At 64.6% G+C, this 11,798-nt stretch carries 4 protein-coding genes; all 4 read right to left on the bottom strand.

Features of this window, described 5'->3' with window-relative positions; translation table 11 throughout:
• Positions 1–12: 12 nt before the first annotated feature.
• Positions 13–2,232 (bottom strand): glycogen debranching protein GlgX, encoded by a 2,220-nt coding sequence (glgX, locus tag P3T18_RS31580; RefSeq protein WP_429303898.1) that lies wholly within the window; start codon positions 2,230–2,232, stop codon positions 13–15.
• Between the two features lie 98 nt (positions 2,233–2,330).
• A complete protein-coding gene (glgB, locus tag P3T18_RS31575) occupies positions 2,331–4,541 on the bottom strand; it encodes a 1,4-alpha-glucan branching protein GlgB (RefSeq protein WP_429303897.1) in 2,211 nt (736 codons plus the stop codon).
• Positions 4,534–7,998, bottom strand: a complete 3,465-nt coding sequence (gene treS, locus P3T18_RS31570) for a maltose alpha-D-glucosyltransferase (RefSeq protein WP_429303896.1) — start codon at positions 7,996–7,998, stop codon at positions 4,534–4,536. The genes glgB and treS overlap by 8 nt, the downstream gene beginning before the upstream one ends.
• On the bottom strand, positions 7,995–11,435 hold the full coding sequence (locus P3T18_RS31565; protein WP_429303895.1) for a maltotransferase domain-containing protein: 3,441 nt from the start codon (positions 11,433–11,435) through the stop codon (positions 7,995–7,997). The genes treS and P3T18_RS31565 overlap by 4 nt, the downstream gene beginning before the upstream one ends.
• Positions 11,436–11,798: the final 363 nt, after the last annotated feature.

The raw sequence follows: 11,798 nt of genomic DNA, 5'->3' as shown, positions 1-11,798 counted from the left end.
TGCATGTACCACTTACGTAGTCGGCGAGGCGTCGCTACTGGGCGGATGCGCGCCCGGATCGGGCGGCAACGCCGTCAACAGGCGTGGCCCGTGCTGCGGACCCGCCATCCAGCCGGCCTGCCAGTCGGCCTCGCCGACCGGCTGCGCAGCCAGCATCACGAGGCCGTGCGCGCCGACTTCCACATCCGGCGTCGCCAGCCGGTACGGGCCGCTTTCCGGCTCGACAGTGTTCAACAGCACGTGCCATTCCAGGTGCGGCGCGGGCGGCGTAAAGCGCAGCATGTCGGCCGAGGCGTTCAGCATCATCAACAATACTTCGGTTTCGCCATTCAATCCCGGACCCGCGCGGCGCAGCGTAAACGCGCGGCCCTCGGGGTCCTGCCATGCTTCGATGGTGAGCGGATCGCCGTGCTCGTCGAACCAGCCGACGTCGAACAGGCCCGGCAATTCCTCGCGGTCGCCGAACAGGAAACGCGTCTCGCGCAGCAGCGGATGCTGCTTGCGCAGCGCGATCACGCGCGCGACGAATTCGGTCATCTGCCGGGCGTCGGCGGTTTGCGCGCTGTCCCAGTCGAGCCACGACAACTCGTTGTCCTGGCAGTAAGCGTTGTTGTTGCCGTTCTGCGTGCGCAAGATTTCGTCGCCGGCCAGCAGCATCGGCGTGCCGAGCGCCATCAGCAGGGTCGCGATCAGCGAACGGCCGACGCGGCGGCGCGTTTCCACGATCGCGGCATCGTCGCTCGGACCTTCGACGCCCCAGTTGCGGCTGCAATTCTCGTTGTGGCCGTCGTTGTTGCCTTCTCGGTTCGCCTCGTTGTGCTTCTGCTCGTAAGCGGTGACGTCGGCGAGCGTAAAACCGTCGTGCGAGGTGACGAAATTGATCGACGCCCACGGCTTGCGGAAACGCCGGTTGAACAGGTCCGCCGAGCCGGTCAGACGCGCGGCGAGGTCCGGCCGCAAGCCGGCGTCACCGCGCCAGAAGCGTCGTACGGTGTCGCGGAAACGGTCGTTCCACTCGGCGAAACCCGGCGGATGATTGCCGAGCTGATAGCCGCCGGGACCGATGTCCCACGGCTCGGAAATCAGCTTGCGCTGCGACAGGATCGGGTCCTGGCGCAAGGCGTCGAAGAAACCCGAGCCGGGGTCGAAGCCGTGCTGCTCGCGTCCGAGCGTCACGCCCAGATCGAAACGGAAGCCGTCGATATTGAACGCCGTCGACCAGTAGCGCAGCGAGTCCATCACCATTTGCAGCACACGCGGATGCGGCAGGTTCACCGTGTTGCCGCAACCGGTGTCGTTGATGTTGTGACGCTCGTCGCCGGGAATCAGCCGGTAGTAGCTGGCGTTGTCGAGGCCGCGCCACGACACCGTCGGGCCCATCTCGTTGCCTTCGCAGGTGTGGTTATAGACCACGTCGAGAATCACCTCGATGCCAGCCGCGTGCAACTGGCGCACGGCAATGCGCATTTCGTCGAGACGGTGCGTGCTCAGATACGACGGCTCGGGTGCAAAAAATGCCGCCGTGTTGTAACCCCAGTAGTTGCGCAGGCCGCGCTCCACCAGAAAGCGGTCGTTCAGAAACGCGTGCACGGGTAGCAGTTCGACCGCGGTCACGCCGAGCTTCAGTAAATGTTCGATGAACTCCGGCGACGCCAGCGCCGCGAAGGTGCCGCGCTCGTGCTGACGCAAATCCGAACGCAGCATCGAAGCGCCGCGCACGTGCGTCTCGTAGATCACGGTTTCGCCCCACGGCACGTTCGGGCGTTTGTCGTGCGACCAGTCGAAGGCCTCGTCGATCACGACGCATTTCGGCATGGCCGGCGCCGAGTCGCGCCGGTCGATGGAAAGGTCGGCGCGATTCGAATGCGCGCGATGGCTGAAGAGCGCGTCCGACCAGCGAAACTGTCCCACCAGCTTGCGGGCGTACGGATCGAGCAGCAGCTTGTGCGGATTGAAGCGATGGCCGTGTTGCGGCTGATACGGACCGTGCGCGCGAAAACCGTAGGCCGTGCCGGGATGCGCGTTGGGCAGATAGCCGTGCCAGACTTCGTCGGTACATTCGGGCAGCGTGAAGCGGCGGATTTCCTTGCGGCCGGTGGGATCGAAGAGGCAAAGCTCGATTTTCTGCGCGTTCGCCGAGAACACGGCAAAGTTGACGCCCAGTCCATCCCAGCTGGCGCCGAGCGGATAGGGCGAGCCCGGCAGAAGCCGGTCGGGCATTGCGTGCGACATGATTCCCCTTCCTTGTTCTGATTGGTGAACGCTTTCGTGGGTCTTCATGCAACGGGCGCGCGGCTGGCATGCCGCGCGCCCGTCTTACTGCCGTCGGTTCAATCCGCGCGCAATACGATGGTCGCAAGCGGCGGCAGAACCAGCGAGGCCGAATGCGGCCTGCCGTGGCTCGACACCTCTTCGGTATGAATCAGGCCGCCGTTGCCCATGTTCGAACCGCCGTACACGCCGGCGTCCGTATTGAGCACCTCGACCCAGCGTCCGCCGCATGGCATGCCCATACGGTAGCCCACGCGCGGCACCGGCGTCATGTTGCAGACCACCACCACTTCGCGGCCCTCGCCGTCCGTGCGGCGATAGGCGTAGACGCTGTTGCCGTTGTCGTCGCCGATCAGCCATTCGAAGCCGCCAGGTTCCGAGTCGAGCCGATGCAGCGCGGGCTCCTGGCTGTACAGATGATTCAGGTCGCGCACGAGTTTCTGCACGCCGTGATGGTTTTCATCGTCGAGCAGATGCCAGTGCGGCGACGTGTCGTGATTGAACTCCGCCATCTGACCGAATTCGCCGCCCATGAACAGCAGCTTCTTGCCGGGATGCGTCCACATGAAACCGAAATAGGCGCGCAGATTGGCGAACTTCTGCCAGCGGTCGCCCGGCATCTTGCCGAGCAGCGAGCCTTTGCCGTGCACCACTTCGTCGTGCGAAAGCGGCAGCACGAAGCGCTCGGAATACGCGTAGACCATGCCGAACGTCATCATGTGATGATGATATTTCCGGTACACCGGGTCTTCTTCCATGTAGTGGAGCGTGTCGTGCATCCAGCCCATGTTCCACTTGAAGTCGAAGCCGAGGCCGCCGTCTTCCACCTTCGCCGTGACACCAGGCCATGCCGTCGATTCCTCGGCAATCGTTATGGCGCCAGGTGCACCGGGCACGTAGCGCACTTCGTGATTGAGCCGCTTGAGGAACGCGATCGATTCGAGATTTTCGCGGCCGCCGTAAATATTCGGCACCCATTCGTCGGCTTTGCGCGAGTAGTCGCGGTACAGCATCGAGGCCACCGCATCCACGCGCAGACCGTCGACGTGGTAGCGCTTGAGCCACGCGAGCCCCGACGCGATCAGGAACGCGCTCACCTCGTTGCGGCCGAGGTTGTAGATCATCGTGTTCCAGTCCTGGTGATAGCCTTCGCGCGGGTCGGCGTGCTCGTAGAGCGGCGTCCCGTCGAAGTCGATCAGACCGTGTGCGTCGTTCGGAAAGTGCGCCGGCACCCAGTCGAGAATCACGCCGATTCCCGCTTCGTGGGCCTTGTCGACGAAACCGGCGAACTGCTCGGGCTTGCCGAACCGCGCGGACGGCGCAAACTGCCCGAGCGGCTGATAACCCCACGAACCGCCGAACGGATGCTCGGCGATCGGCATGAATTCGACGTGCGTGAAGCCCATGCTTTTGACGTACGGCAACAGGCGCTCGGCGAGTTCTTCCCAGTTCAGACCGCGCTGACCTTCCTCGGCCACGCGCAGCCACGATTCGGCGTGCACTTCGTAGATCGAGATCGGCGAGCGCGACGTCTGCTTGCCCGCGCGCGATTCCAGCCAGGCGTGATCGGTCCACTGGAACTGCTCGATTTCGTCGACGTGCGCCACCACCGAAGCCGTGCCCGGCGGCTTTTCCGTTTCCATGGCGCACGGGTCGGCCTTCAGCGGCAACGGATGGCCGTCGCGCGACAGCAGCTCGTATTTGTAGCGCGTGCCCGGCCCGACGCGCGGCACGAACAGTTCCCACACGCCGGCCTGATGACGCAGGCGCATCGGATGACGACGGCCGTCCCATGCATTGAAGTCGCCCACCACGGAGACGCGCCGCGCATTCGGCGCCCACACGGCAAACCGGACGCCCGGCACGCCGTCCAGTTCCATCGGACGCGAGCCGAGGCATTCGAGCACTGCGTACGGATCGCCGTTGGCCAGCCGGCCGAGCGGCTCGTCGCCGAGTACGGGCGGGAACGAATAGGTATCTTCGATTTCCTGCACGACACCGTGCCAGTCGATGCGCAAACGGTACGGCGCGGTGGACGTCACGCGTCCCGCGAAAAGACCGGGACGCAGTTGCTCCAGTTCGCCGAGCAGCGCGCCGTCGCTGCGTGCGATCACGCTGACGTTCGCAGCATTCGGCAGCAGCGCCCGCACCACCGGACCCGCGTCCGTGTGATGCAGACCGAGTTGCGAAAAGGGATCGGGGTGACGCGCTTCGACGAGCGCGTCGATCTCTAAAGGTTGCAGGCCAGCGGCCGGATCATGCTCACTCATAGTCGCCCTCGGCCGAGTTAGGCGGTGTGGCGGCGCCAGGCGCCTGGGTTGATGGGTCGTGCGAGGTGCCGCCCGTGTCGCCCAGCAGACGGCTGGCGAGCGCGGCGAGACCGCGTACCGGCAAGCCGAGCCAGGTCGGCCGGTTGGCCGCTTCGTAACGGATTTCGTAGGCGGCTTTTTCGATCAGGAAAAGATCGAGCAAGGCCTGTTCCGCTTCGGGCGCGACCAGCGGCTGGGGCGCTTCCGCCGCGGCCGAGCGGTACTCGCTCAGGAAGGTTTCGGTGGCATGCGCACGGAAACGGTCGAACAGGGCGCGCTTGCGATCGGCGGTCTGTTGCGGCGCGGCTTCCGTGGTGGATTGCGCCGCCGCGCTGGCGTAGGACAGCGAGCGCATCAGGCCGGCCACGTCACGCAACGGGCTCGACTTCTGGCGACGCTCTTCGAGCGAACGCGCCGGTTCGCCCTCGAAGTCGATCAGATACGCGTCGCCCTGGGCCACCAGCACCTGACCCAGGTGGAAGTCGCCGTGAATGCGAATGCGCAGCGCACCCGCGTTGTCGGAGACCAGCTTGTCCACCGCGTCGACCAGCGCGGCGCGACGGTCGATCAGGCTTTGCGCCAACGCCTTGGTTTCCGGATCGGTCATCGCGGCGACGCGCGGTTCGAGCAGATCGAGTGCGCTGGCGAGCATCTGCTGCGTGCCGTCGACCCACGCTTTGACCTGCTCGGCCGTGGCGGCCTCGGGGGCGAACGCCGGGTCGTCGGTAGGCGACGCCAGAGCGACGTGCAATTCGCCGAGACGCCGGCCGATGATGCCGGCCAGCTCGCTATAGCCTTCCACGAGAATCGCTTCGTTGCTGCGATCCGGTGTGGATTGCAGATCGGCTTCGACCGCGATCGCCAGTTCGTCGACCGAGCGGCGCAGATAGTCCAGCGACCAGTTCCACGCGTCACCCTGGTTATCGATGAAGCCTTGCAGAATGCACAGCGTATGCGGCACGCCCTGCGGATCGACGCGCACCACTTCGCCGTACAACGGCGCCGTATTGGCGTAGCCGAGCTGGGTCAGATAGCGACTGATTTCCGCTTCCGGATGGATGCCGCTCACGAGCCGGCGCACCAGCTTGAGCACCGCGGCGTCCGCGATGATGAGCGAGCTGTTGCTCTGCTCGGCAGCCAGCCAGCGAACTTCGGGCTGCTCACCGAGTCCGCTGAGTTCGTCGAAGCGCTCGGTCGGAATGAACTTGATTTCGCTCTTCTGCACGGTCGGCACCACGGCGCGTTCGCGCAGCTTGCGCAAGACGCCATGAGCGAAGATCGGCAGCGCGAAGGCGTCCGTCAGATGGCCGACGTTGCGGCCGCGCCGCACGCGTGCCAGTGCCAGTTGCTTGAAGAGCGGGAAGGTGGTTTCGCCGCCCCACGTAATGGCGATCGGCACCACGTAGCGCTCGGTGTGATCGCCTACGTCCGCTTCGATTTCGGTGAAGGCAAAACCGCCGTGCGGGATCGTGGTGAGCGCGGCGAGGCGTACCGCATGCATCTTCTGATCCTTCGACGCGAACCAGCGGCGCCGGCTCAGCCACGACGGCAGCACTTCCGATTCCAGCAGACGCACGTTCTCCGGCGTCGGGCCGGCCTGGCCTTCGCGGATTACGATTGTCACGAACTCCGGCAGCGGTTCCGAATGCGCCTGCGCCCACGTCGGACGCTGTCCGCCCGGACACAGCATGAACCACAGGAAACCGTACGGCGGAAAGGTCAGCAGATAAGTGAGCTGGCCGATCGCCGGGAAGACGGAGTCGGCGGTCATTTCGATCGGCACCGAGCCGTTGAACTCGGACAGGTCGAGTTCCACCGCCTGCGGCGCGCGCGACAGATTGGCCACGCAGAGAATGGGCGGCTCGCCCGGCATCTCGCGTAGATACGCGAGAATCTTGCGGTTTTCCGGCTTCAGGAAGCGGATCGTGCCGCGTCCGAACGTTTGCTTGGCGCGCCGCGTGGCAAGCATGCGGCGCGTCCAGTTGAGCAGCGAATGCGGATCGCGGCTTTGCGATTCGACGTTGACCGCGTCGTAGCCGTACAGCGAGCCCATCACCGGCGGCAGCACCAGTTGCTCGGGATCGGCGCGCGAGAATCCGCCGTTGCGGTCGGACGACCATTGCATCGGCGTGCGCACACCGTCGCGGTCGCCGAGGTGGATGTTATCGCCCATGCCGAGTTCGTCGCCGTAATAGATGACGGGCGTGCCTGGCATGGAGAGCAGCAGTGAATTGATCAGTTCGATACGGCGGCGGTCGCGCTCCATCAGCGGCGCGAGACGGCGGCGAATGCCGAGATTCAGACGCGCGCGACGATCGCTTGCGTAGGTGTTCCACAGATAATCGCGTTCCGAATCCGTGACCATTTCGAGCGTCAGTTCATCGTGATTGCGCAGGAAAATCGCCCACTGATTCGTGGCGGCGAGGTCCGGCGTCTGCCGCATGATGTCGGTGATCGGAAAGCGGTCTTCGCTCGCAATCGACATGTAGATGCGCGGCATCAGCGGGAAGTGGAAGGCCATATGGCATTCGTCTTCGTCACCGAAGTATTCCTTCACGTCTTCCGGCCACTGGTTCGCTTCGGCGAGCAGCATCCGGTTCGGATATTCGGCGTCGATGGTCGCGCGAATCTTCTTCAGGATGGCGTGCGTTTCCGGCAGGTTCTCGTTGTTCGTGCCTTCGCGTTCCACGAGATACGGCACGGCGTCGAGTCGCAGACCGTCGATGCCCATGTCGAGCCAGAAGCGCATCACCTGCAGCACCTCTTTCAGCACGGCCGGATTGTCGAAGTTCAGATCGGGCTGATGCGAATAGAAACGGTGCCAGTAATACGCGCCCGCCACCGGATCGTGCGTCCAGTTGGACGGCTCCGAGTCGATGAAGATGATCCGCGTTTCCTGATACTTCTGGTCGGTTTCGGACCACACGTAGAAGTTGCGATGGCTCGAACCCGGCTTGGCGCGACGCGCGCGCTGAAACCACGGGTGCTGATCCGACGTGTGGTTGATCACCAGTTCGGTGATCACGCGAATGCCGCGTGCGTGCGCTTCCTGAATGAAGCGCTTCACGTCTGCAATCTGGCCGTAGTCCGGATGCACGTTGCGGTAATCGGCAATGTCGTAGCCGTCGTCGCGGCGTGGCGACGGATAGAACGGCAGTAACCAGATCGCGTTGACGCCGAGCTCGGCGATGTAATCGAGCTTGGCGATCAAACCGGGGAAGTCGCCCACACCGTCGTTGTTCGCGTCGAAGAACGACTTGATGTGCACCTGATAGATGATCGCGTCTTTGTACCAGAGCGGATCGTCGCTCAGCGCGGCGGGTTTGCCGCGCCGGTTCGTACGCGGCCTGGCCGTATTGCCGGGGGCATTGCCTACCGGCGATTGCGTGGTCGTTTGGGCTGGATCGTCACGCTTCATATCGCACCTTCCGTTGAGGTTGGGTTGCCAGCGTCTGCGTGATAGTCGCTGTCGTCTTCAGTCGGGCGCTCGGCGGGCAGTCCGCCGAGTGGCGCGATGCGCCAGATCGAGAAAGGCTGGCCGGAGCCGAGTTGCACGTGTTGCCAGCGGCCATGCCATTCGAAGCGCGCACCGGTCATCTGATCGGTCACTTCCAGCGCGCCGTGATCGTGCAGGTTCCATTTCTGGAAAGTGTCCCACGACAATTCGATGTCCGCGCCCTGTTCGTTGAACGGGTCGAGATTGATCGCGACCACGATCACGTTGTCGCGGGCTTCGGTCGCTTTCTCGAAGAAGAGAATGTTGTCGTTGTGCGCCGTGAGGAACGTGAGACCCAGATGCGATTGCAATGCCGGATTGGCGCGGCGTATCCGGTTCAGCGCACTGATCTCGCCGACGATGTTGCCCGGCCGGTTCCAGTCCCATGCACGCAACTGATACTTCTCGGAGTCGAGATATTCCTCGCTGTTGGGCAGCGCGGCGGCCTCGCACAATTCGAAGCCGCTATACACGCCCCACAGCCCGGCGAGTGTCGATGCCAGCGCGGCGCGAATCAGGAATCCCGAGCGTCCCGACGATTGCAGATGGCGCGGGTTGATGTCCGGCGTATTGACGAAGAAATTCGGCCGGTAGAAGTCGCGCGCGTCGGTTTGCGTCAGCTGGTTCATGTACTCGATGAAATCGCGCTTCGACTCGCGCCACGTGAAATACGTGTACGACTGCGAGAAGCCGATCTTGCCGAGCCGGTTCATCATGCGCGGGCGCGTGAAGGCTTCCGCGAGGAAGATGGTGTCCGGAAAGCGTGACCGTATGTCGCCGATCACCCATTCCCAGAACGGCAGCGGCTTGGTGTGCGGATTGTCGATGCGGAAAATGTGCACGCCCGCGTCGATCCAGAACAGGAACACGTCGCGCAGCGCAAGCCACAGGTCCGGCTTGGCGTCGTGCGCATAGAAGTCGGGGTTGACGATGTCCTGATACTTCTTCGGCGGATTTTCCGCGTAACGCAGCGTGCCGTCGGGACGCCACGCGAACCAGGTGGGGTGCTCCTTAAGCCACGGATGATCCGGCGAGCACTGAACCGCAAAGTCGAGGGCGATTTCCAGCCCGTGATCGTGCGCGGCAGCCAGCATCGTCTTGAAGTCGTCGAGCGTGCCGAGCTGCGGATGCACGGCGGTATGGCCGCCTTCCACGCCGCCGATGGCATACGGGCTGCCCACGTCGCCGGGCTGGGCGGTCAAGGTGTTGTTGCGGCCTTTGCGGTTCGCCACGCCGATCGGATGGATCGGCGGGAAATACAGCACGTCGAAACCCATGTCGCGAATGCGCGGCAGCTTGGTGATGACGTCCGCAAAGGTGCCGTGGCGCGATTCGTCGTCGCTCATCGAACGCGGGAAGATCTCGTACCAGCTGGCAAAACGCGCGGCGGTCCGCTCGGCGTCGATGCGATAGACGATCGGGTCGCGGCTCAGAAATGGCCGGTGGCGCGCGGCGGTCATCGCCTTGGCCGTGGTCGGCGCGAGCAGCAACGCGAGTTTGGTCGCGGCGTCGGCCTTGGCGAAGACCTTGACGATGTGTTCGAGCGGCTCGCTCACCGCGCCGTCCACCGTTTCCACTTCGGCCAGTACCAGCGCAAACAGATGCGATGCCTCGTCGAGTTCGAGTTCGACGGTCTGTCCGGCCTTCAGCTTCTTCTGAACGTGCTCGACCAGCGAGGCGAAGTCGTCACGCCACGCAATCACGGTGAACTCGTGACGGCCCATGCGTTCGAGCGGAATGCGCGCTTTCCAGATGTCGAGGCCGGCCGGTTGCGCCGGCTCCATCAGCACTTCGTGCCATGCGGTTTCGTCGGCGGCGCGCCAGACGACGGCGGCAGCGATCTTGTCGTGACCTTCGGCGAAGATCGCCGCGCTGATTTCGGCGCGTTCGCCGACCGTACGCTTGACCGGGAAGCGGCCGTTGTCCACGGCGGGCGACACGCTTTCGATTGCCACGCGCGGCGCGGCGATCGCTTCCACCACGGTTTTGCGGCCGCTGCGCTTGCTGTTGGCTTTGTCGATGGGCGGCGCGAGACAGATCGGTTTTTCGGCGATCGCGCGAAACAGGCGCACCGCGCCCGGCGCAAGCGTGAACGGCGTCAAGGCGGCGGCCTTGACGTGGCCCGCTGCGTCCAGCGGCACGAAGCGCGTGAAGTTGCCGGGCACGCCGGTCAGGAAGCGCGCCGGATCGACTCGCACGGGGGCGCCGAGTTCGGGATTGATGGCCAGCAGGATCGCTTCGCCGGCGTCGCGCAGGTCGGTATGGTCGGCGCGCAGCAACACCGCGGAGGGGGCGCCGGGGCCGCTCAGCGGACGCAGCTCGCCGTTGGCGCGCAAGGTGGCCGATTGGCTGGCCACTTCATTGACATGCGTGATGGCTTGCGAAAGGTCGAAGGCTTTTGCCTGAACCGCAAGCGCGAACTGCGAAGCATCGCCGCGTGTTTGAAACATCGATTCGCGGATACCGTATTCGAAACCCATCGGCATCATCCAGCCGGTGCCGGTCGCGGCCGCGGTGAAAAGCGCGCGTCGATAGGCTCGCTCGACGATGGCGGCGTCGTGCGCATCGTGCAGGTCGGCGGCGAGACGGATGCCGTACGGCGCCTCTGGAAACGATACCGGCGCGCCGATGCGGGCGAGCGCCGCGTGTTCCTCGACCATCCAGCTGGCGCGGAAGTCCCACCAGCGCACGGAGGTGAACACGCTGTCGAAGCCCGCGCCTTCGAGGCCGAGCAGATCGCCACGGGCGAGCCCTGGCGTCGCGGCCAGGAAGCGGATATGCGGATGTGCGGCGCGCACCGCGTCGCCGAGCTGACGCCAGACGTCGGCCGGCACGCGATGCGGCGAGTCGAAGCGGAAGCCGCCCACGCCCGCGTCGGCGAGCGCGAGCAACTGCTGCGTCCACCAGTCGACGAGTGCCGCGCGGCTGCCCGGATCGTTGAAGTTGGCATACGCGACGTTGTCCTCGCGATGCACATGTCGCGGGTCGAGCCGCGCTTCGTCGGATTCGGACGGGTGGAACCAGTCGGCATGTTCGGCGTAGAGCGCGCCGTCGGCCGCCATGCGGTCGATCACCAGATCGAGCAGCACGGTCAGGCCATGCTGCTTCGCGGCGTCCGTCAAGACGCGGATCGCCTCGCTAGCCGGTTGCTGGGTCTCGAAGACCGGATGCAGGCGGGCGTGGTTGCCGACCACCTGTCCATGGCCGGCCTGTCCCGGTTCGAACACGCCGCCTATCAGCGCGTGATCGAAGCCCAGTGCGGCGGCATGGGCAAACTGCCCAGACCACGCATCGAGCGGCCCAACGAGAAGTGAATGAAAAAAGTAGATCCGCGGCGCGTACCCGTTTGGAGATTCCATCGGTCGTTTCCAGATTCGTCCTGCTGCGGTGTGGATGCAATTGGCATGCGATCACAGCGCTCATTGGGCTTCCAGAGCCGGATACCGCGCGATGCTTGAAGCGAGGGCGCGTACTGGTCAATGTAGTGCAAAGATCGTCACGCCGCTGGCCAGTCGCAGGTACTTTGACGCCAGACTACACGGCGTCGGCGCTGGTCAGAAACTATTCGCAAGACGCAGCAAACGGTGTGCCAGTGTGGCGCGGTGACGGGGCGCGACAGGAGGGAAGCGTGCGCCCCTCTTGGAGAGGCGCAGCATGCGATGCAACGGCGCGCAGCCGCAACGGCGATGATGTGCGTGTAAAACGGGCGGGTGTCGTCCGGG

The organism is Paraburkholderia sp. GAS199, assembly GCF_050436585.1.
Classification (GTDB): Bacteria; Pseudomonadota; Gammaproteobacteria; order Burkholderiales; family Burkholderiaceae; genus Paraburkholderia.
This window is presented reverse-complemented; position numbering and strand designations above follow the sequence as displayed.